The following is a 20,647-nucleotide window of genomic DNA, read 5'->3' as shown; positions in this document are numbered from 1 at the left end:
CTGCACGCGGTGCAAGCGTCACGGTGGATCAAGGCGTTATGCAATTAATTAGCCTAAAAATGATGTCTGACCCGCCGGACAAACAATTAAGAGGTCATGATGAGTACTGAAATTAAAACTCAGGTCGTGGTACTTGGGGCAGGCCCTGCAGGGTACTCTGCTGCTTTTCGTTGCGCGGATTTAGGTTTAGAAACCATTCTGGTTGAGCGTTACTCCACACTGGGGGGGGTTTGCCTGAATGTCGGTTGTATCCCATCCAAAGCGTTGTTGCACGTCGCTAAAGTTATCGAAGAAGCTAAAGCATTAGCTGAACACGGTATCGTGTTTGGTGAGCCTAAAACTGATATTGATAAAGTACGTGTTTGGAAAGAGAAAGTTATCAATCAGTTAACTGGTGGTTTGGCAGGTATGGCTAAAGGCCGTAAAGTCAAAGTAGTTAACGGTTTAGGTAAGTTCACTGGCGCGAACACCCTGGTTGTTGAGGGTGAAAACGGCCCGACGACTATTACTTTCGATAATGCAATTATCGCCGCAGGTTCTCGTCCAATCCAACTGCCATTCATTCCTCATGAAGACCCACGCGTTTGGGACTCTACTGATGCACTGGCACTGAAAACCGTTCCTGAGCGTCTGCTGGTCATGGGCGGCGGGATCATCGGTCTGGAAATGGGTACGGTTTACCATGCGTTGGGCTCGAAGATTGATGTAGTCGAAATGGCGGATCAAGTTATTCCGGCTGCAGACAAAGACGTGGTGAAAGTATTCACCAAACGTATCAGTAAGCAATTTAACCTGATGCTGGAAACCAAAGTGACTGCGGTAGAAGCCAAAGAAGACGGCATCTATGTCACGATGGAAGGCAAAAAAGCACCAGCAGAACCACAACGTTATGATGCAGTGCTGGTTGCTATCGGTCGTGTACCTAACGGTAAATTGCTGGATGCCGGTCAGGCTGGCGTTGAGGTTGACGAACGTGGCTTTATCCACGTTGATAAACAGCTGCGTACCAACGTACCGCACATTTTTGCTATCGGCGACATCGTGGGTCAGCCAATGCTGGCACATAAAGGTGTTCACGAAGGCCATGTTGCTGCTGAAGTTATCTCCGGCATGAAGCATTACTTCGATCCAAAAGTTATTCCATCGATTGCGTACACTGAACCAGAAGTCGCATGGGTTGGTTTGACCGAGAAAGAAGCTAAAGAAAAAGGCATCAGCTACGAAACCTCGACCTTCCCGTGGGCGGCATCAGGTCGTGCTATCGCATCTGATTGTGCAGACGGTATGACCAAACTGATTTTCGACAAAGAAACACACCGTATCATCGGTGGTGCAATTGTCGGGACTAACGGTGGTGAACTGTTAGGTGAAATCGGTCTGGCAATTGAGATGGGTTGTGATGCTGAAGATATCGCATTGACTATCCATGCTCACCCAACGCTGCATGAATCTGTCGGTCTGGCAGCAGAAATCTACGAAGGTAGCATTACTGACTTGCCTAACCCGAAAGCGAAAAAGAAATAAGTTTTGCTGACGCAGTAAGATAATGGACGGCTCCTGAATAGGGGCCGTTTTTTTTGTTTAAGGGATCGTATCAATCAGATGTTATTGATCGCTTAATTTTTAGCGATCAAAGATAGCCCCAGTGCGTAATTGGCTGGGCAAAATATTGAAAGTGCGGCGCAACGCTGTAGCAAAATTTGCCGGGCTGGTATAACCCGCAATAGTTGCCGCTTGATCGATAGTGATCCCTTCTTTCTGGATCGCCAGCATGGCGCGTTTTAAACGGCAATGGCGCAAATATTCAAATACCGTAATGTTGTAGTTTTCACGAAAACGCCGTTGCAAAGTGCTTTGACTCATATTGACCAAACGCGCCAACTCACTCATCGATAGATGATCTGCCTCACCACTTTCCAGCCAATCACGTACTTGCTGGATTCGATTTATGCCGCGTAAAGATATTTTATTTTGCTGTAACGCCTGCTGCTCTAGCGAACTGAATGCTTCGATAATTAAGCCAATACATTGTGTTTCACAATGCAAACGTTCCAATGGGGTTGAGAAGGGCGGAGCACTTGCTATTTTCTGAGCGATGGCTTGCGCGTGAACTGATGGCCGCCATAAATGGATCGCCAGATGTTGCTGAGTAAAGTTGTATAGCGTATCCCACGAGCCGGCTTGCGGTAATAGGTCGCCATATAGCCATTCACGGTCAAAGGTGAGGGTCAGAGTGCGCTCATGGCTATTGTTCTTACCGTGGCGAGTAAAAAAGGTGTTTTCAGTCAAGGAAACCAGTGAAGCATCGCCCTTTTCCTGCAAATGCAACTCCTTACCGCCAAATGAGATATGTGCGCTGCCACTGACCACAATTGCTAGCTTCAGCGCCGGATTGAGCTGATTCTGCGTTTTGATGTCGTAGAGGTTAGTCACATTCGCGGTATGTAGGATCAGATGCGGATTCAGACGCAATACCTGAAAATCGCCATACAAAACCGGATCAGTGGACAATGACTTTGCGCCACTCAGTTGATAGTCGCTGGCCACCAGGTTTGACTGTTGCACAATTTGATCACGATAAATCGGTTTTGATGACGGGGAAATATTGCGCAACTTGTTTTTCTTCGCCGCCGGCATGATGGCCTCTCTAAAGATATTCATGTTTTGACAACATTGACTTTATAACAAAGGGTTTTGCTGTTTGCACAAACCATTTTTCTGATTGCAAATGTAACAATTAGTCAGATGAATTGATAATGAAAATAATTATCAATCTTGTTCGTTTTTGTTGCCCTATGAATAGATTGGCAGAGACTTTCCTCTGCTGACATTTGCTGTGGGCGTTTGCATCGGGGAAAGTGTAATGAAAGTAAAATGGCAGCGGCGCTCTCTGACGACCTTAGCGAGCTTGATTGGTATCTGTATTTCGACTCCGCTTTGGGCGCAGACACAAGATACCACTCAGGCAGGGTCTGATACAGCCGCAACACAACAAAAAGAAACAGCAGCGACAGACAACAAAGCAAGCACTGGCGATACCTTGGTGGTTACGGCCCAGCAGCAAGTCCGTCAAGCACTTGGCGCATCCACTATCACGGCGGAAGATATCCGCAAACGTCCTCCAGCTAATGATTTGTCTGAAATTATCCGTACCATGCCCGGCGTTAACTTGTCCGGTAACTCAGCTAGCGGTCAGCGCGGGAATAACCGTCAGATTGATATTCGCGGCATGGGACCTGAAAACACGTTGATTATGATTGATGGTATTCCGGTGTCGAGCCGTAATGCCGTACGTTATGGCTGGCGTGGTGAGCGTGATACCCGTGGTGATACCAACTGGGTACCGGCGAATATGGTTGAGAAAATCGAAGTGTTACGTGGGCCTGCTGCCGCGCGCTACGGTAATGGTGCCGCAGGTGGCGTGGTGAATATCATTACCAAACAGCCGGACAAAGAACTGCATGGCAGTTGGAATGCTTACATGAATCTGCCGCAGCACAGCGAAGAAGGAGCGACTCGTCGTACTGACTTCAGCCTGTTGGGGCCACTCAGTGATACCGTCAGTTTCCGTTTATACGGTGGATACAATAAAACTGATGCTGATGATTGGGATATTAACCAAGGCCATGAATCTGCCCGAACCGGTAATCAGGCTGGCACATTGCCTGCCGGTCGCGAAGGGGTTCGTAACAAAGATATCAATGGGTTACTGCGCTGGGAGTTTGCGCAGGGCCAATCCCTGGAGTTCGAGGCGGGCTATAGCCGTCAGGGGAACATTTATGCCGGTGATACACAAAACACCAACAGCAATGCCATTGTGCGCAGCCTATATGGTGCAGAAACCAATGTGATGTATCGCGATAATTACTCGTTAACGCACCGTGGTTTTTGGGATAACGGCGTCAGTACCACCTCCTATATACAGTATGAAAATACCCGCAACTCACGTATTAATGAGGGGCTGGCAGGGGGTACCGAAGGTATCTTCTCAAATAATTATTTCAGTACGATCAAGCTGGACAACTATCTGGCCCACTCCGAGGTTAACCTGCCATTTGAATTAGGGGTTAATCAAGTGCTGACTGTCGGTGCTGAATGGAATGACCAGAAAATGAATGACCCGACCTCCAATACCCAGGCGACGACTGAGGGGGGGAGTGTGAGTGGTCTAATGGGAAAAGGCCGAAACACGCGCAGCTCAGCACAGATAGCCTCGGTGTTTGTTGAAGATAATATCGAGCTGACGGACACCACAATACTGACCCCAGCACTGCGATTTGACCATCACAGCACCGCAGGGAGCAACTGGAGTCCGGGATTAAACCTGTCACAGGAACTGGGCGATTACTTCACCATGAAAATGGGGATTGCCCGCGCCTATAAAGCGCCAAATCTCTATCAAACCAACCCCAATTACCTACTGTATAGCCGTGGTCAGGGTTGCTATGGCGGCGGCGGTAGCTGTTACTTGATGGGTAATGATAATTTATCAGCAGAAACCAGCGTCAACAAAGAGATCGGTTTCGAATTCCATAATGATGGCATTATTGCGGGTATCACTTATTTCCGTAACGATTACCGTAATAAGATTGAGCCAGGTTTAGTCTCCCTGGGGACGGCTAATGGCGGCACCGGAACTTATGCTAATTCCGATATTTTCAAATGGGAAAATGTGCCGAAAGCCTTGGTTGAAGGGCTGGAAGGTAACCTGACGGTGCCATTCACCGACACGGTGCAATGGAGTAGCAACCTGACCTACATGCTGGAGTCGAAGAACAAAACTACCGGCGATTACTTATCGATTACGCCAGAGTTTACCCTGAACAGCTCAGTGAATTGGCAGGCTACGGATGATTTATCCTTACTGTCTACCGTGACATGGTATGGGCGTCAGAAACCGAAGAAATATGACTATCAGGGGCTGCCAGTCACCGGTACAGCGCGCAACGAAGTGAGCCCATATGCCATCTTTGGTCTGAGCGCGAGCTACACAGTGACAAAAAATGTCAGTGTGACCACCGGTATTGAAAACCTGTTCGATAAACGCCAGTTCCGTGAAGGGAATGCCCAGAACGTCGCGAATATCGCCGGTGCCGGTGCCGCAACCTATAATGAGCCAGGCCGGACATATTTTGTTAGCTTGAATACCCAATTCTAAATGTCCGTTCATACTTGGGGCCGCAGGGGTGTTAGCTACGCGCACTAACCCGAATCACTTACTCATGTAAGCTTATCGGGGGTAGTTTGCTTGCTGCCTACCTGCAACCCCAATTATTTCGGGCATTGGTTTTTTGTTAAAGCAGAAACAGTCATTATCGGCTGTTTCTGCTGCATTTATCGCCACAATATTTTCCCCTTCTCATTCCGCGCGCTAAAAGCCCTATCAACAGCACGAGATTTTCACCGAGAGATGGTATCCATTCCTAATGTATGGTTATTATGCAGGGAGGTTTTGCCGATATTTGCCCTCTTGCAAAGAGCTAACTGAGAGCGGTTATCAATAGTTCAGGTGATTACACTGCGCTCTACGATTCAGCAAAAATTTAATGTTGCTTTTATGTGAACGAATTAACACCGAGTTCAAATACTGGTATGCTGGCTGAGCGAAACTGGGCATCTTACCTTACACCTGGTGCATCATTGATGATGGCTGGTGACTACAGATAAGCCTGGCAAAATATATGACAATAAAAGCGAGGAGAGAGTCGTGCTAGAAGAATACCGTAAGCACGTGGCCGAGCGTGCCGCTGAGGGTATCGTCCCCAAGCCATTAGATGCATCACAAATGGCAGCGCTGGTTGAATCATTAAAAAATCCGCCTGCGGGCGAAGATAAATTCCTGTTAGATCTGCTGATTAACCGTGTCCCTCCCGGTGTTGATGAAGCAGCTTATGTTAAAGCCGGTTTTCTGGCGGCCATCGCTAAAGGTGAAGCCCACTCCCCACTGATTACCCCTGAGAAAGCAATTGAACTGCTTGGTACCATGCAGGGCGGTTATAATATTCATCCGTTGATTGATGCGTTAGATAATGAAAAGCTGGCTCCGATTGCGGGCAAAGCTTTATCTCACACCTTGCTGATGTTTGATAACTTCTACGATGTAGAAGAAAAAGCCAAAGCAGGTAATCCTCACGCCAAGAAAATTATGCAATCCTGGGCTGATGCCGAATGGTATCTGTCCCGCCCACCTTTGGCGGAGAAAATCACGGTAACCGTATTCAAAGTCACCGGTGAAACCAATACCGATGACTTGTCTCCGGCTCAAGATGCCTGGTCGCGCCCTGATATCCCACTGCATGCGCTGGCGATGCTGAAAAATGCCCGCGAAGGCATTCATCCGGATCAACCGGGCAGTGTTGGCCCAATCAAACAGATTGAAGAGCTGAATAAAAAAGGGTTCCCGCTGGCCTATGTTGGCGATGTGGTCGGAACCGGTTCTTCTCGTAAATCAGCCACCAACTCGGTGCTGTGGTTTATGGGCGACGACATCCCTTACGTGCCGAATAAGCGCGGCGGTGGTGTGGTGTTGGGCAGCAAAATTGCGCCAATCTTCTTTAACACTATGGAAGATGCGGGTGCACTGCCAATCGAAGTAGATGTCAGCAACCTGAATATGGGCGATGTAATTGATATCTTCCCGTATCTGGGCGAAGTGCGTCACCATGATACTGGCGCGATTTTAGCTACTTTCGAACTGAAAACTGACGTGTTGTTGGATGAAGTGCGCGCCGGTGGCCGTATCCCATTGATCGTCGGCCGCGGTTTGACCACCAAAGCGCGCGAATCTCTGGGCCTACCAGTTAGCGAAGTTTTCCGTGTGGCGAAGCCAGTTGCCAAGAGTAACAAAGGTTTCTCGCTGGCACAGAAAATGGTGGGTCGTGCCTGTGGCGTTGCAGGTGTGCGCCCAGGTGAATACTGCGAACCTAAAATGACCTCGGTCGGTTCACAAGATACTACCGGCCCCATGACCCGTGATGAGCTGAAAGACTTGGCGTGTTTGGGCTTCTCCGCTGATCTGGTGATGCAATCATTCTGTCATACTGCGGCCTATCCGAAGCCTGTAGACGTGACCACTCATCACACATTACCTGACTTTATTATGAACCGTGGCGGTGTGTCACTGCGCCCGGGTGATGGCATCATCCACTCATGGCTCAACCGTATGTTGTTACCGGACACTGTCGGTACTGGTGGTGACTCTCACACCCGTTTCCCTATCGGCATTTCCTTCCCTGCGGGTTCTGGTCTGGTGGCCTTTGCGGCAGCAACAGGCGTCATGCCTCTGGACATGCCTGAATCGGTGTTGGTGCGCTTTAAAGGTAAAATGCAGCCGGGTATCACCCTGCGTGATCTGGTGCATGCTATCCCTTACTACGCGATTCAGGAAGGTCTGCTGACAGTTGAGAAACAAGGCAAGAAGAACATCTTCTCTGGTCGAATTCTGGAAATTGAAGGCTTACCAGAGCTGAAAGTTGAACAGGCATTCGAGCTGGCTGATGCTTCCGCCGAACGTTCTGCTGCCGGTTGTACCATCAAACTGGATAAAGCGCCGATCATTGAATATCTGCAATCCAATATTGTATTGTTGAAGTGGATGATAGCTGAAGGTTACGGCGACCGCCGTACACTGGAGCGCCGTGTCAATGGTATGGAAAGCTGGTTGGCTAACCCGAATCTGCTGGAAGGTGATGCGGATGCGGAATATGCTGCGGTGATCGAAATCGATCTGGCGGAAATAACTCAGCCGATTCTCTGTGCGCCTAACGATCCTGATGATGCGCGTTTGCTGTCTGATGTTGCTAATAGCAAAATCGATGAAGTGTTTATCGGTTCCTGCATGACCAACATCGGCCACTTCCGTGCGGCCGGTAAGCTACTGGATCAACACAAAGGTCAGTTGCCAACCCGCCTGTGGGTCGCGCCACCGACCAAAATGGATGCCGCACAACTGACCGAAGAGGGCTACTACAGTGTCTTTGGTAAGAGTGGTGCCCGTGTTGAGATCCCAGGCTGCTCGCTGTGTATGGGTAACCAGGCACGTGTAGCCGATGGAGCGACAGTTGTCTCTACTTCGACCCGTAATTTCCCGAACCGCTTGGGGAATGGGGCGAATGTTTATCTGGCTTCGGCTGAACTTGCAGCGATTGCATCACTGCTTGGGCGTCTGCCAACTCCTGATGAATATCAAACTTATATGGCCCAAGTTGATAAGACCGCAGCAGATACTTACCGGTATCTGAATTTTGATCAGTTGAGCCAATATACGGATAAAGCAGATGGTGTGATTTTCCAAACCGCCGTGTAAGTTGCTATACCTGTAACACCAATTATCTTGGGTATAATGTATAATACCTATCTGACGGGAGGCCAATGGCCTCCCGTATTTATTTTAAACATCGCATCGAAGTGAAATATTGCCGCTATTTACTGGCTTTGCGAGCTTGCGCCAAGTGATATCACTCAATACGGTTACAATAATTAAAAAAGCATCAGGAGGACGTGCTATGGACTATGAATTCTTGCGTGATTTAACCGGGCAAGTGCTGGTCAGATTCTCCATGGGACATGAAGTGATCGGCCACTGGCTCAATGAAGAAATTAAAGGCGATTTAGCCAAACTCGATCAAATTGAAGCTGCAGCGGCAGAAGTCAAAGGCAGTGAACGACAGTGGCAGCTGGATGGTCATGAATATACCTTGTGGCTGGATGGTGAAGAAGTGATGGTGCGCGCCAATCAATTAGATATTGAAGGCGACGAGATGGAAGAAGGCATGAATTACTATGACGAAGAAAGCCTCTGTTTGTGTGGTTTAGAGGACTTTCTGCTGGTATTGCAAGGCTACCGTAACTTCATCATGACTAAATAGTGGTGCGACTGGCAGACCAACATAACAACGAGCCGAGCACTACCATAGCAACACCCGGCCAGAATGCGGCTGAGGGGGGCGTATTGAGCCATAAACTGGCAATCAGTATTGATAATAAAGGCGTGAAGTAAGAGAGGGCAGCGACCAGTGTAGCGTTGCCTTTTTTCATGGCGATATCCCAGCACAGATAGGCCAGCGCGGTATTAGCCCCCATCAGTAGCAGTTCAAAAGTGGCGCGTTGGGTGAAATGCAACTTACCGGGTGTCAGCATAAAGAACATCACCCATAGACATAATGCACAGGCGAGCAAAAACAGTGGCAATGCCCCAGGCCCTCGGCTGTATATCCGTACCAGATTGGAGTAGCCGGCCCAGGTAAATGCTGCAATCAGCGCCAAACTGTAAGCCAATGGATTACTGCTAATATTGGTTCGTAGCACGTTGATATCCAGTCCATTCCCACCACTGACTACCCAAATCACGCCAAACAGGGCCAGAGTTGCGCCCGGCCAGAGCCACCACCGTGCACAGAGTTTAAGTAACGGTACAGCCAATAGCAGCGTCAGGCTCGGCCACAGGTAATTGATCAGACCTATCTCTAGTGTCTGCTGGCGATCATTCGCCATTCCGATAGCTAAGGCAAAAGCCACCATATACACCACAAATAGCAAACCACAACCGTATAGATAAGCCGGATGTTGCCCGCGAACAGTTGGTTTACCCGCCACCAGCCACACCAAAATACCACTGACGGTGTAAATGGCAGCACCTGCGCCAAATGGCCCTAACGTTTCAGATAACCCACGCGTCAAGGCGACACTCATGCTCCAGAGCAGGATCGCAATAATGCCATACAGGGTCGGGAGGCGGTTCATCACAGTGGCATCATCCTTGTGCGATATCAGACGGAGAAAATAGGATCTTCTTATACATTGCCGGTCAGGGCGATGGGAATAGCGGAAGATCAATTATTGCTTAATTACCCATATATCCTGAGCTGTTTCATTTCATCGAGATCTATGCTTCCTGATGTACCACTAATAAATTTTATTTTAATAAACAATAAACTAATAAATAAACTCAGCCAAACTACGATGAAACCCCGGACCTGAATTAGTTAAAATACTGGCCATGCGGTGGTCGCTGGGATTTCGGCGTCGCTGGCTGGCGTGGTGCGCGGGAAAAGGTTTGGGCAAACAGGAGCAGCTTATCCGACAGGAATTAGCTTTAATATCAATCAGAAGAATCACCTAGTAAAGTTTGACGGAATAACTCATCGAAATGGAATTGGAGGGACACATAATGCTGATGCTTTCAATCAGGTTGTATCCACAAAGGGTGTGAAAATTATTGGACAAACATCGGGTTTAGCAAATGGTATTACTGAAATTTCATATCAAATTCCAGCATATAACCGAGCGGAAAACGTTGTTGGTTATAAAGCAAAAGTATTCATTAAAACAGTCTATGACCCGAAAGTTTTCTCAGATCAAAAGATGTTAGAGCTTGGGTAACAAGCTGCATCAAATGGTTATAAGTCAGCTATAGCTTCAGGAGTTAGAGAATATGCATCAACAGCAGATGGTATTAAATTCCAAGTTTATTTAGATCAAAAACTAGCGCAGTGATTAATATTTTCCCGGTAACTAAATGATGAATGAGTATATTTTTGAGCGGATAGATTATAATAATGACCCTGAGTGGGTCGTGAAAGATTTTTTCAACTCAATGAATCTACAGAGTAAATTCCTATGGTCTTTACCTTTTATTATAAAAAAAATAGGCTGTGTTGTTAATGAAACTTATTGCCATTTTCCTGATTTAGATGATCCTGATCCTGAATGTCATTTCGACGGCATAATGTTTGGCGTCTGGGAAGGTGAGGTTATTGTTCCAGAGTTCGTAGGTTTTGAATATGTCAGATTAGCCTGTGAAAAGTATCTCCAACTTCATCCCGAAGATACCGATAAAGTTAAAACCTTATTTACCCAACTACCTTAACCAAAAATCCCGGCGAAAACCGGGATTTTTGACGTGTTATTACCCAAACGACATCACACTTCTGGCACATTGCGGCCATAGTAGATTTCCTGCATTTCTTTATACAGCAGGCGGGTAATGCGTTCTCTCTCTTCCGCCCTCAGCTCTTCTGGCTTGGCGTTAAACAGGTAATGCTTCAAATCAAAATCTTTCAGCATCATTTTGGTATGGAAGATATTTTCTTGATAAACATTCACATCCATCATGTGATACAGCGATTTCATATCGTCAGACATGAAATTCTGAATTGAGTTGATTTTATGATCAATGAAATGTTTTACCCCGTTGATATCACGGGTAAAACCACGCACCCGATAATCCATGGTGACAATATCGGATTCCAACTGGTGGATAAGATAGTTCAGTGCTTTCAGTGGTGAAATGACGCCACAGGTCGAGACTTCAATATCTGCACGGAAAGTACATAATCCTGCTTCAGGGTGACTTTCCGGATAGGTATGGACGCAGATATGGCTCTTATCCAAATGGGCGACAACGGTGCTTGGCAGCGGGCCTGGGTGCTCGGAGTTATCAACATCGCGCGGATCGACGGGCTCTTCGCTGACTAAAATGGTGACACTGGCGCCCTGAGGATCATAATCCTGACGGGCGATATTCAAAATATTTGCGCCAATGATTGAGCAGGTTTCAGTCAAGATCTCGGTCAGGCGGTTGGCATTATACTGTTCGTCAATGTAGGCGATATAGCCATCGCGATCGTCTGCGGTTTCGGCATAACAAATATCGTAGATACAAAAACTCAGGCTTTTAGTCAGGTTGTTGAAGCCGTGCAGTTTAAGCTTTGACAATTTAGTTCACCTCCTTACGGATTATCAACGTTTTGCCGTTAAGGCATTCAGTAGATACTGCGGCAAGGCAAAGCTGCCGACATGAATGGCTGGGTTATAGTAGCGACAGGTTAGGCCCGCTTCGACAAAACGCTGTTGTAGCGTGGTGATATCTAACTGGCGCAACTGTGGGTTTTGCGTCGCCCAGGCGAAGGTCATGATACCGCCGTAATATGTTGGAATAGCGGCTTGATAAAAACTGACATCGTTAAAATAGTGGCTAAGCTTATTATGGCTATCAACCGCTTCATCTTGTTGCAGGAAGCACACGCCGTTTTGTGCAACAAAGATGCCGCCTTCATTCAAGCTACGGGCACATCCTTCATAGAAAGCCGATGTGAACAGGCTTTCCCCTGGCCCAATGGGGTCAGTACAGTCAGAGATAATGACATCGAACTTTTCAGTTGTTTGATTAACGAAGTTGACGCCATCATCAATAACCAACTTGAAACGGGGGTCATCATAGGCTCCCGCGCTATGATTGGGCAGATACTGGCGGCAGAACTCGACGACACCGGCGTCAATTTCTACCATGGTAATCTGTTCGATATTTTTGTGACGGCTAACTTCGCGTAGCATCGCGCCATCGCCGCCACCGATGATAAGTATTTTCTTTGCCTGACCGTGGGCCAACAAAGGGACGTGCGTCATCATTTCGTGATAGATAAATTCATCGCGTTCGGTGGTCTGCACCACACCATCCAACGCCATTACCCGACCCAGCACAGGGTTCTCAAAAATCACCAAATCCTGATGCTCAGTTTTCTCGCGGTACAGTACATTTTCTACTGAAAAATACTGGCCGAAGTTGGCATGTAATGTTTCATACCATAGTTCTTTCTGTGACATGTTCGGGGCTTCTCCTTCGCAGTAACAGCCATGAAAAATGGGGGCAACATCATAGCCAACTCTGGCTGAGGTTGCACGGCTGAATTTTAGGCTGAAAGGGTAAATGCGGGATCGCTAGTTAGCGTAGGCCAATAAACTTAAAGAGTCACGAGCCAGAGATTTGCATTTGATAGGAACCGGGATCGCAATGCCCCGCAGGTCGCGATAGCTCTCTTCACCCAAGGTTTTCATATTAAAGCTATTGTAGTTACGCAGATCCCAGCGATTCTGTTGAGCAAAATAAACAATTGCTCGTTTGATTTCATTATTGGGTAATTCGTTATAGCCACAATCATTTTTCAGATAAACGAATACCGCAGTCAGATCGGCAAGATCTTCTGCTTCAGATTCACTTAATGCAGAACTGGCAGATGAAAATCCGCACAGAGTGAGCAGCAGCATAACTAATGTTGTTCTTTTCATAGCGGAGACTGGCTTATTCATTGTTAGCAGACGTTATCACACTGTGATGGTTCAGAGTAAATTTTATTATGCTCTCCGTGTGGGTATATACGGGGATTTATTCACAAAGTGATTGATTACTCCTTGACCTTCCCTCAAGGAGAGGGTTTATGCTGGCATACAATACTGTTTTTGTGCCCAGTAGGCACTTACTCACTATCACTTACCCACAGTCCAGAATGGAGACGACCATGCATCGCCGTGATTTTATTAAGTTAACGGCAGCTCTTGGAGCCGCCACTTCACTGCCTTTATGGAGCCGCGCGGCTTTGGCCGCAGATTTTTCACCTTTACCCATCCCGCCATTACTTCAACCAGATGCCAGCGGCAATATTAATCTGAATATTCAAACGGGTTCTATGGCCTGGTTGCCCTCCACCGCCACTCAAACCTGGGGCTATAACGGTAACTTATTAGGGCCAGCGATTCGATTACAGCGCGGCAAGCCGGTCACGATTAATGTCACAAATTCCTTACCGGAAGCCACAACTGTGCACTGGCACGGGCTGGAAATACCTGGCAACGTCGATGGTGGGCCACAGGCACTGATTCAGCCGGGGGCTAAACGCCAGGTGGCATTTACAGTAGAACAACCCGCCGCCACCTGCTGGTTCCATCCCCATACCCACGGTATTACCGGCCGTCAGGTCGCGATGGGGCTAGGGGGATTAGTGCTGATAGATGATAGTGACAGCGAAAAACTGCCGCTCCCGAAACAATGGGGCGTGGATGATATCCCGGTCATTTTGCAGGACAAATTACTCGATAAAGATGGTCAAATTGACTATCAATTGGATGTAATGACGGCTGCGGTTGGGTGGTTTGGTGATCGAATGTTCACCAATGGTGCCCAGTATCCACAGCACATTACCCCGCGCGGTTGGGTGCGCTTACGGCTGTTGAATGGGTGTAATGCGCGATCACTGAATCTGGCCCTTAGCGATGGCCGCCCAATGTATGTGATTGGCAGTGACGGTGGTCTATTGGCCGAACCCGTTGCGGTGCGCGAATTGCCGATACTAATGGGAGAGCGTTTCGAGGTGTTGGTGGATACCTCAGATGGTAAGGCACTTGATTTGGTCACTTTGCCGGTAAAACAGATGGGGATGACATTAGCGCCATTTGATAAGCCACTGCCGGTATTACGGCTCCAGCCTTCATTAGTCGCAGGCAGTAAAGTATTGCCAGATTCATTGGTCGTGGTGCCGCCACTTGCTGATGCCACGGGGCTGCAAGAGCGTTGGTTCCAACTGATGATGGATCCTAAACTGGATATGCTGGGCATGCAGGCGTTGATGAGCCGTTATGGTATGCAAGCTATGGCAGGGATGAGTATGGATCACGGCAATATGGGCGGGATGGATAATGGTGCTATGGCAGGGATGGACCATGGCAATATGAAAGGTATGAATCATGGGGCGATGGCCGCGGCTCCTGCTTTTGATTTCAGCCATGCCAATATGATCAATGGCAAAGCCTTTTCCATGACCGAAGCGGCATTTGATGCCAAACAAGGTAAATATGAGAAATGGACGATTTCCGGTGAAGGCGACATGATGCTGCATCCATTCCATGTCCACGGTACGCAGTTCCGTATTCTGACCGAAAATGGCAAGCCACCTGCGGAGCATCGCCGTGGTTGGAAAGACACCGTACGAGTGGAAGGCGCCCGTAGTGAGATATTAGTGCGTTTTAATCATCTGGCCCCAACCAGTACCCCGTATATGGCACACTGTCACCTGCTGGAACATGAAGATACCGGCATGATGCTGGGCTTTACTGTCAGTGCTTAAGGGCTATCAACAGGTTATGTCTGCGGCGGGGGAGTCCGTCGCAACCTGGCTCAGGCTATGGTAAACTCAGCGGCTTTCTTCCGGCAAGCAACGTAAAAAAGCGACGTTAATACCTATGAAACACACTGTAGAAGTCATGATTTCCGAGCAGGAAGTCAAAACCCGAATTGCCGAATTAGGCCGCCAAATCTCCGAACATTACCGCGACAGTGGCAGTGAAATGGTGCTGGTCGGGTTGCTCCGTGGCTCATTTATGTTTATGGCTGATTTATGCCGCGCCATTGATGTTTCCCATGAAGTCGATTTTATGACCGCCTCTAGCTATGGCAATGGCATGAGCACCACCCGCGATGTGAAAATCCTCAAAGACTTAGATGAAGATATCCGCGGCAAGGACGTGCTGATTGTTGAAGATATCATCGACTCAGGTAACACATTAAGTAAAGTCCGCGAAATTCTGCAACTGCGTGGCCCGAAATCATTGGCTATCTGTACGTTGCTGGATAAACCCGAGCGCCGCGAAGTACAGGTGCCTGTCGAGTGGGTCGGCTTCACTATTCCTGATGAATTCGTGGTGGGTTACGGTATTGATTATGCTCAAAGATATAGACACCTCCCTTATGTTGGAAAGGTTGTTATGCTTGATGAGTGATCGGAGCGGCTACTGCGCGTCGTCATTTTGAGATTACGCAGTACTCAAAATTGAGTGGCGTTAGAGATATACCCTAAATAATTCGAGTTGCAGGAAGGCGGCCAGTGAATGAGTCCCGATGAGTTGACGCCAGTCAATGATTCGGGTGAAAGAGAGCCGCCAACGCATATGCAGCTTGAAGTATGACGGGTAAAATGGGAGAGGGTGCGTTTCAACACCCTCCTATAGCGACTCATTAGTTTTGTCTGTTTGGTTGCAGTATTTTAGCCATTGCTTCGCGGTACTTGATTTCCAGTTCGCTGAGACTGGTACTAGAGATATTTAAATCCGTCAGTTTGCCGTCTTCAATACCATAGACCCAGCCGTGAATCATGGCTTTCTGCCCGCGCTTCCAGGCGGAACGAACAATAGTAGAATGTCCCAAGTTATACACTTGCTCTACCACATTGATTTTGCATAACATATTACTACGCTCTTCAGCAGGAAGTTCACCCAACAGCGTGCTATGTTTAAACCAAAGATCGCGAATGTGCAGTAACCAGTTGTCGATAAGCCCTAATTCAAGATCTTTTTTCATTGCGGCTTCAACACCACCACAGCCAAGGTGACCACAGATAATGATATGCTCGACCTGTAAAACGTCGATAGCATATTGCACCACTGATAGGCAGTTCAGATCAGTATGGATAACCAAATTGGCAACATTGCGGTGAACAAACAATTCCCCAGCTTTCAGGCCGGTTAACTGTTCTGCGGGGACGCGGCTGTCTGAACAACCAATCCACAAAAACCGAGGTTTCTGGGCTTCCGCCAGGTGTTCAAAAAAACCAGGATCGTCTTTACGAATGGCTTTAGACCAGACGTCATTGTTCGCGAGGAGCTTCTCTATTTCTTTCATTAATGTAAATAGCCTGTAATGAACGGATTGCGATAGGATAATATACGACAAGGATCACGATTTTAAAATCGGAACAGTGACTTTGTTGTTGGTACAATTTTTGTCTGCGCAACATCTTCTCTGTATCTAACTGCTTCCCTTTGCCCCCGTAACTTGCCCTGACAGGGAGGGTTAAGCAAGTCACGGACATGCAGTGACCGTTGGGAACTCATAGAATAAGGTTCTTTTTTACTTATGACATATGCACTGGAAATAACGCAGCTGACCAAAACCTATGCAGGTGGCGTTCAGGCTCTGCGTGGCATTGATCTGCACGTAGAGGCAGGCGATTTTTATGCACTACTTGGGCCTAATGGGGCGGGTAAATCCACCACTATTGGCATTATCAGCTCATTGGTGAACAAAACCTCTGGCAAGGTGAAGGTCTTTGGTTACGACATCGACCAAGATATCGTGAATGCCAAACGCCAACTCGGGCTGGTACCACAAGAGTTCAACTTTAACCCGTTTGAAACAGTATTACAGATTGTGATTACTCAGGCGGGGTATTACGGCGTCACGCGGCGAGAGGCCATGCAGCGGGCTGAAAAATATCTCAGCCAACTAGATTTATGGAGTAAACGTGATGAGCGTGCGATTCGTCTATCCGGCGGCATGAAGCGCCGTTTGATGATTGCCCGTGCGCTGATGCATGAGCCAAAACTACTGATTCTGGATGAGCCGACCGCAGGGGTAGACATCGAGTTGCGTCGCTCCATGTGGGGGTTCCTCAAAGAGCTAAATGCGCAGGGAACCACCATCATTCTGACGACCCACTATCTGGAAGAGGCTGAAATGCTGTGCCGTAATATCGGCATTATTCAGAATGGCGAGCTGGTAGAAAATACCACGATGAAACAGCTGCTTGGCAAACTTGAGTCAGAAACCTTTATTTTTGATTTAGCGATTAAAAGCCCGCTGCCGAAGCTGGAAGGGTATGGTTATCGTCTAACAGATACCTCAACGTTGGAAGTTGATGTTAAGCGTGAACAAGGTCTGAATGGCCTGTTCAGCCAACTGAATGCTCAGGGAATACAGGTACAAAGTATGCGTAATAAGGCTAACCGTCTGGAAGAGCTATTTGTCACCTTGGTTAACGGCAACGGGGGAGAAAAAGCATGACCCGCCTGTATTGGGTAGCACTACAGAGTATTTGGATCAAAGAGATCACCCGTTTTGCTCGCATCTGGATTCAAACTCTGGTGCCTCCGGTGATTACTATGTCGCTCTATTTCGTTATTTTCGGCAACCTGATTGGTTCCCGAATTGGTGATATGGGTGGCTTTGATTATATGCAGTTTATTGTTCCTGGCCTGATAATGATGGCGGTGATAACAAACTCCTATGCCAACGTTGCAGCCTCATTTTTTGGTGCAAAATTCCAGCGCAGCATTGAAGAATTGCTGGTCGCACCGGTTCCCACCCATATCGTGATTGTGGGTTATGTTGGTGGTGGGGTGGCGCGTGGGATCTGTGTCGGTATCCTGGTGACCATTGTTTCGCTGTTCTTTGTGCCGCTGCATGTCCACTCCTGGTCTATGATTGCACTGACATTAATGCTGACAGCGATTCTGTTTTCTCTTGGCGGATTGTTGAATGCCGTTTTTGCCAAAACATTTGATGATATCAGTCTGGTGCCGACCTTTGTGTTAACACCTCTGACGTATCTGGGCGGGGTATTTTACTCGTTAGCCTTGCTGCCACCGTTCTGGCAAGCGGTATCAAAACTTAACCCTATCGTGTACATGATCAGTGGTTTCCGTTACGGATTCCTCGGAATTACTGATGTACCACTGGTATTTACCATCGGTGTATTAGTGGTGTTTATCGCGGTATTTTATGCTTGGGCTTGGTATTTGATAGAGCGTGGTCGCGGCCTACGTACCTAATCCCCTGCGGCCTTGGCGCTACAGCGATGTTGGCTACGTCCACTTACCCGAATCACTTACTAATGTAAGCTCATCGGGATGCGTTGACTTGCCGCCTTGCTGTAACGCCAATGACTTTGGGTATACCTGCGGCCTTGGCGCTACAGCGATGTTGGCTACGTCCCCTTACCCGAATAACTTACTAATGTAAGCTCATCGGGATGCGTGGACTTGCGGCCTTGCTGTAACGCCATATACTCTTCGGGCTAGACGTTGCAGGGGGTTGGCTATGTGCACCTCTGCAGCGTCAGTGACTTTGGATCGCACTCTAAGGTTCACTCGTAAATCATTAGTTAGTTAATTGTTGTTAATGCTGGAATTTAATCGTAATAAATAATGTTCCCGTCTGATATCGTCTTTCTCAACTTCAAGTGTCTCGTGCTATGCTGACGCACCAGATTTTCCCTTTCCAATTCAGCGCCGAATGCGCATAAGTAGAACGATAATGTGGCATAAAAACAGAATAGCTATTGGGATGCTACTCGGTATTGTCATGTCGGTAATGATGCCGGCAACCCATGCAGATCTTTTGCCAGACGAAACAGCTCTTACCCCTAAATATATGGTGACAGACCGTGACAGCGAAATATATTCGCTGGTGGGGGAGCAGGTTATTCCTGTCGGTGAGGTTAAAGAAGATCAACTTATTCAGGTTTTGCCCGCAGCGGCAGAATACTATGAGTTTAAATTTGGCAATGGTATCGGCTTTATTGATAAAGATGACTTACGTGATATCAATAAAGCTAGGAAAAACAACGACATATTGGGGGATTTAAATAAGCCTCTACCGAACCAAAATATTATTATCAAGCGCGAAACGCCGGTTTATCTGGCGGCAGATGTCGACAGCGAACAATTTGCCACCCTAGTAGACAATTTGCGCTACCCGATTGTAGGTAAGTTGAAAGACAAGCTAAGTAATACTTGGTATCAGGTTAATATTGGTGATCGTTTGGGCTATGTCAGCAGTAGTGATGCTGAAATAGATAATGGCATTCCTATCCTGACTTATCACCATATGTTGAAGAATGAGGAAAATAAACGTTTCCTCAATACCTCGACGACAACCTCTGATGCCGCGTTTAGTAACCAGATGACCTATCTCAAGCAGACGGGCTACGACACGATTTCTCTTTATCAGCTTGAAGGTTATCTCAATAACAAGATTAATCTTCCTGGGAAAGTTGTCGTGCTGACATTTGATGATGGCCTTAAATCAGTCCATCGCTATGCTTACCCGATTCTAAAAGAAAATGGTTTCCGAGCTACCGCTTTTATTATTTCATCACGTATAAAACGTCATCCACAAAAATGGAATCCTGACTCATTACAGTTTATGAGTATTTCTGAATTGAAAGAGATTCAGGATGTATTTGATATTCAATCTCATACACACTTTTTGCACCGGACAGACAATAAACGTAATCCAATCTTATTGAGCCGCTCTTATCACAATATTATTTTTGATTTTGAGCACTCTCGCCGTGCATTATCGCAGTTTAATCCACACGTGATTTTTCTATCATATCCGTTCGGTGGCTTTAATCAAACTGCGATTGATGCTGCTAAAAATGCCGGCTTCCATTTGGCGGTAACGACGATGCAGGGCAAGGTTAAACCCGGCGATAACCCGTATACCCTCAAACGGCTTTATATTCTGCGTACGGATTCAATTCCGACTATGGCAGAGCGGATTGCCAATGAACCTGGCCAGCCGGTTGCCCCTGCCCCTGCAGTGATGGAGTCGGATTAGTTATTTTATAGTGTGATATTAAAATCAGAAAAAGGCGCTTTTTTAAGCGCCTTTTTTATTGTGCGGCTTCAAGTACCAAGGATAATTAAGCGACCTGAACGGGTACGGCTTTAGCCTTGCGCTGCAGCTGATTTTCACCTTCAAAATATGCCACTTTGGGGTGGTGTAGGCGGGCATCGGCATCAGACATCTGGACATAAGAACAGATGATCAATTTATCACCCACACAGGCACAGCGTGCTGCCGCACCATTTACAGAGATAATCCGCGAACCGCGTTCGGCGGCAATGGCATAAGTCGAAAAACGCTGACCATTATCAACGTTATAAATATCAATGGCTTCGTATTCCAAAATCCCAGCGGCTTCCAGAAAATCCTGATCAATAGCGCAGGAACCTTCATAGTGCAAATCAGCTTGAGTGGCTTTCACCCGGTGCAGTTTGCCTTGCAACATAGTGCGTATCATAACTCTTACCTTTG

General features: G+C 47.4%; 18 protein-coding genes. 11 read left to right on the top strand and 7 right to left on the bottom strand.

What is annotated here, in order from left to right; all coding sequences use genetic code 11:
* Window positions 1-99: 99 nt before the first annotated feature.
* Window positions 100-1,524, top strand: a complete 1,425-nt coding sequence (gene lpdA / locus ACF3VQ_RS17210) for a dihydrolipoyl dehydrogenase (RefSeq protein WP_162484248.1) — start codon at window positions 100-102, stop codon at window positions 1,522-1,524.
* A gap of 99 nt (window positions 1,525-1,623) precedes the next feature.
* On the opposite strand, the gene ACF3VQ_RS17205 is transcribed toward lpdA, so the two are convergent.
* On the bottom strand, window positions 1,624-2,637 hold the full coding sequence (locus tag ACF3VQ_RS17205; protein ID WP_392435671.1) for a helix-turn-helix transcriptional regulator: 1,014 nt from the start codon (window positions 2,635-2,637) through the stop codon (window positions 1,624-1,626).
* Window positions 2,638-2,863: 226 nt separating this feature from the next.
* Between ACF3VQ_RS17205 and ACF3VQ_RS17200 the strand changes: the two genes are divergently transcribed.
* The 3 genes from ACF3VQ_RS17200 to yacL all read left to right on the top strand — a co-directional run bounded on the left by ACF3VQ_RS17200 (window position 2,864) and on the right by yacL (window position 8,867).
* Window positions 2,864-5,158, top strand: coding sequence for a TonB-dependent siderophore receptor (locus tag ACF3VQ_RS17200; RefSeq protein WP_392432279.1), 2,295 nt, complete (start codon window positions 2,864-2,866; stop codon window positions 5,156-5,158).
* A gap of 549 nt (window positions 5,159-5,707) precedes the next feature.
* Window positions 5,708-8,305: a bifunctional aconitate hydratase 2/2-methylisocitrate dehydratase gene (gene acnB, locus ACF3VQ_RS17195; protein WP_392432278.1), complete on the top strand. Its 2,598-nt coding sequence runs from the start codon at window positions 5,708-5,710 to the stop codon at window positions 8,303-8,305.
* Window positions 8,306-8,504: 199 nt separating this feature from the next.
* Window positions 8,505-8,867: a protein YacL gene (gene yacL / locus ACF3VQ_RS17190; RefSeq protein WP_019080488.1), complete on the top strand. Its 363-nt coding sequence runs from the start codon at window positions 8,505-8,507 to the stop codon at window positions 8,865-8,867.
* Here the strand turns inward: yacL and yddG are convergent.
* Window positions 8,860-9,741 carry an aromatic amino acid DMT transporter YddG gene (gene yddG, locus ACF3VQ_RS17185; protein ID WP_392435670.1) on the bottom strand — a complete coding sequence of 294 codons (882 nt, stop codon included), beginning with the start codon at window positions 9,739-9,741 and terminating at the stop codon, window positions 8,860-8,862. The genes yacL and yddG overlap by 8 nt on opposite strands.
* A 261-nt stretch (window positions 9,742-10,002) precedes the next feature.
* On the opposite strand from yddG, the gene ACF3VQ_RS17180 reads away from it, so the two are divergent.
* Both ACF3VQ_RS17180 and cdiI read left to right on the top strand, forming a co-directional pair.
* Entirely contained in the window at window positions 10,003-10,380 is a 378-nt protein-coding gene (locus tag ACF3VQ_RS17180; RefSeq protein ID WP_392432277.1) for a CdiA family toxin C-terminal domain-containing protein, read from the top strand.
* A 136-nt stretch (window positions 10,381-10,516) separates the two neighbouring features.
* Window positions 10,517-10,867, top strand: coding sequence for a ribonuclease toxin immunity protein CdiI (gene cdiI / locus ACF3VQ_RS17175; RefSeq protein ID WP_392432276.1), 351 nt, complete (start codon window positions 10,517-10,519; stop codon window positions 10,865-10,867).
* Between the two features lie 53 nt (window positions 10,868-10,920).
* On the opposite strand, the gene speD is transcribed toward cdiI, so the two are convergent.
* From speD to ACF3VQ_RS17160, 3 genes are all read right to left on the bottom strand, one after another.
* Complete coding sequence (gene speD / locus ACF3VQ_RS17170; RefSeq protein ID WP_392432275.1) at window positions 10,921-11,715, bottom strand: adenosylmethionine decarboxylase; 795 nt, start codon at window positions 11,713-11,715, stop codon at window positions 10,921-10,923.
* A gap of 24 nt (window positions 11,716-11,739) precedes the next feature.
* On the bottom strand, window positions 11,740-12,603 hold the full coding sequence (gene speE / locus ACF3VQ_RS17165) for a polyamine aminopropyltransferase (RefSeq protein ID WP_392432274.1): 864 nt from the start codon (window positions 12,601-12,603) through the stop codon (window positions 11,740-11,742).
* Between the two features lie 114 nt (window positions 12,604-12,717).
* Complete coding sequence (locus tag ACF3VQ_RS17160; protein WP_392432273.1) at window positions 12,718-13,065, bottom strand: YacC family pilotin-like protein; 348 nt, start codon at window positions 13,063-13,065, stop codon at window positions 12,718-12,720.
* 230 nt (window positions 13,066-13,295) lie between these two features.
* On the opposite strand from ACF3VQ_RS17160, the gene cueO reads away from it, so the two are divergent.
* Both cueO and hpt read left to right on the top strand, forming a co-directional pair.
* Complete coding sequence (gene cueO, locus ACF3VQ_RS17155; protein ID WP_392432272.1) at window positions 13,296-14,897, top strand: multicopper oxidase CueO; 1,602 nt, start codon at window positions 13,296-13,298, stop codon at window positions 14,895-14,897.
* 115 nt (window positions 14,898-15,012) lie between these two features.
* The gene (gene hpt / locus ACF3VQ_RS17150; RefSeq protein WP_392432271.1) at window positions 15,013-15,549 is read left to right on the top strand and encodes a hypoxanthine phosphoribosyltransferase; all 537 of its coding nucleotides are present in this window, start codon (window positions 15,013-15,015) and stop codon (window positions 15,547-15,549) included.
* A gap of 235 nt (window positions 15,550-15,784) precedes the next feature.
* Here hpt and can read toward each other — a convergent pair whose 3' ends face one another.
* The gene (gene can, locus ACF3VQ_RS17145; RefSeq protein WP_392432270.1) at window positions 15,785-16,447 is read right to left on the bottom strand and encodes a carbonate dehydratase; all 663 of its coding nucleotides are present in this window, start codon (window positions 16,445-16,447) and stop codon (window positions 15,785-15,787) included.
* 234 nt (window positions 16,448-16,681) lie between these two features.
* On the opposite strand from can, the gene ACF3VQ_RS17140 reads away from it, so the two are divergent.
* The 3 genes from ACF3VQ_RS17140 to ACF3VQ_RS17130 all read left to right on the top strand — a co-directional run bounded on the left by ACF3VQ_RS17140 (window position 16,682) and on the right by ACF3VQ_RS17130 (window position 20,167).
* Window positions 16,682-17,608: an ABC transporter ATP-binding protein gene (locus tag ACF3VQ_RS17140; protein ID WP_019080482.1), complete on the top strand. Its 927-nt coding sequence runs from the start codon at window positions 16,682-16,684 to the stop codon at window positions 17,606-17,608.
* Window positions 17,605-18,375 (top strand): ABC transporter permease, encoded by a 771-nt coding sequence (locus ACF3VQ_RS17135; RefSeq protein ID WP_005156782.1) that lies wholly within the window; start codon window positions 17,605-17,607, stop codon window positions 18,373-18,375. The genes ACF3VQ_RS17140 and ACF3VQ_RS17135 overlap by 4 nt, the downstream gene beginning before the upstream one ends.
* Before the next feature lie 484 nt (window positions 18,376-18,859).
* Window positions 18,860-20,167, top strand: a complete 1,308-nt coding sequence (locus ACF3VQ_RS17130; protein ID WP_392432269.1) for a polysaccharide deacetylase family protein — start codon at window positions 18,860-18,862, stop codon at window positions 20,165-20,167.
* Between the two features lie 85 nt (window positions 20,168-20,252).
* Here the strand turns inward: ACF3VQ_RS17130 and panD are convergent, their stop codons facing one another.
* The gene (panD, locus tag ACF3VQ_RS17125) at window positions 20,253-20,633 is read right to left on the bottom strand and encodes an aspartate 1-decarboxylase (RefSeq protein WP_392432268.1); all 381 of its coding nucleotides are present in this window, start codon (window positions 20,631-20,633) and stop codon (window positions 20,253-20,255) included.
* Window positions 20,634-20,647: the final 14 nt, after the last annotated feature.

It is taken from the genome of Yersinia fenwicki, from assembly GCF_043099325.1.
Taxonomy (GTDB): Bacteria; Pseudomonadota; Gammaproteobacteria; order Enterobacterales; family Enterobacteriaceae; genus Yersinia.
The sequence above is the reverse complement of the archived record's forward strand: the minus strand, read 5'-3'. Positions and strand labels throughout refer to the sequence as shown.

Bases quoted from the DNA above. Each gene is read 5' to 3' on its own strand.
- speE (WP_392432274.1), bottom strand. From the start codon at position 12,603: ATGTCACAGAAAGAACTATGGTATGAAACATTACATGCCAACTTCGGC.
- ACF3VQ_RS17160 (WP_392432273.1), bottom strand. From the start codon at position 13,065: ATGAAAAGAACAACATTAGTTATGCTGCTGCTCACTCTGTGCGGATTT.
- ACF3VQ_RS17130 (WP_392432269.1), top strand. From the start codon at position 18,860: ATGTGGCATAAAAACAGAATAGCTATTGGGATGCTACTCGGTATTGTC.
- panD (WP_392432268.1), bottom strand. From the start codon at position 20,633: ATGATACGCACTATGTTGCAAGGCAAACTGCACCGGGTGAAAGCCACT.
- lpdA (WP_162484248.1), top strand. From the start codon at position 100: ATGAGTACTGAAATTAAAACTCAGGTCGTGGTACTTGGGGCAGGCCCT.
- ACF3VQ_RS17135 (WP_005156782.1), top strand. From the start codon at position 17,605: ATGACCCGCCTGTATTGGGTAGCACTACAGAGTATTTGGATCAAAGAG.
- yacL (WP_019080488.1), top strand. From the start codon at position 8,505: ATGGACTATGAATTCTTGCGTGATTTAACCGGGCAAGTGCTGGTCAGA.
- yddG (WP_392435670.1), bottom strand. From the start codon at position 9,741: ATGAACCGCCTCCCGACCCTGTATGGCATTATTGCGATCCTGCTCTGG.
- ACF3VQ_RS17200 (WP_392432279.1), top strand. From the start codon at position 2,864: ATGAAAGTAAAATGGCAGCGGCGCTCTCTGACGACCTTAGCGAGCTTG.
- cdiI (WP_392432276.1), top strand. From the start codon at position 10,517: ATGATGAATGAGTATATTTTTGAGCGGATAGATTATAATAATGACCCT.
- ACF3VQ_RS17205 (WP_392435671.1), bottom strand. From the start codon at position 2,637: ATGCCGGCGGCGAAGAAAAACAAGTTGCGCAATATTTCCCCGTCATCA.
- can (WP_392432270.1), bottom strand. From the start codon at position 16,447: ATGAAAGAAATAGAGAAGCTCCTCGCGAACAATGACGTCTGGTCTAAA.
- cueO (WP_392432272.1), top strand. From the start codon at position 13,296: ATGCATCGCCGTGATTTTATTAAGTTAACGGCAGCTCTTGGAGCCGCC.
- ACF3VQ_RS17140 (WP_019080482.1), top strand. From the start codon at position 16,682: ATGACATATGCACTGGAAATAACGCAGCTGACCAAAACCTATGCAGGT.
- hpt (WP_392432271.1), top strand. From the start codon at position 15,013: ATGAAACACACTGTAGAAGTCATGATTTCCGAGCAGGAAGTCAAAACC.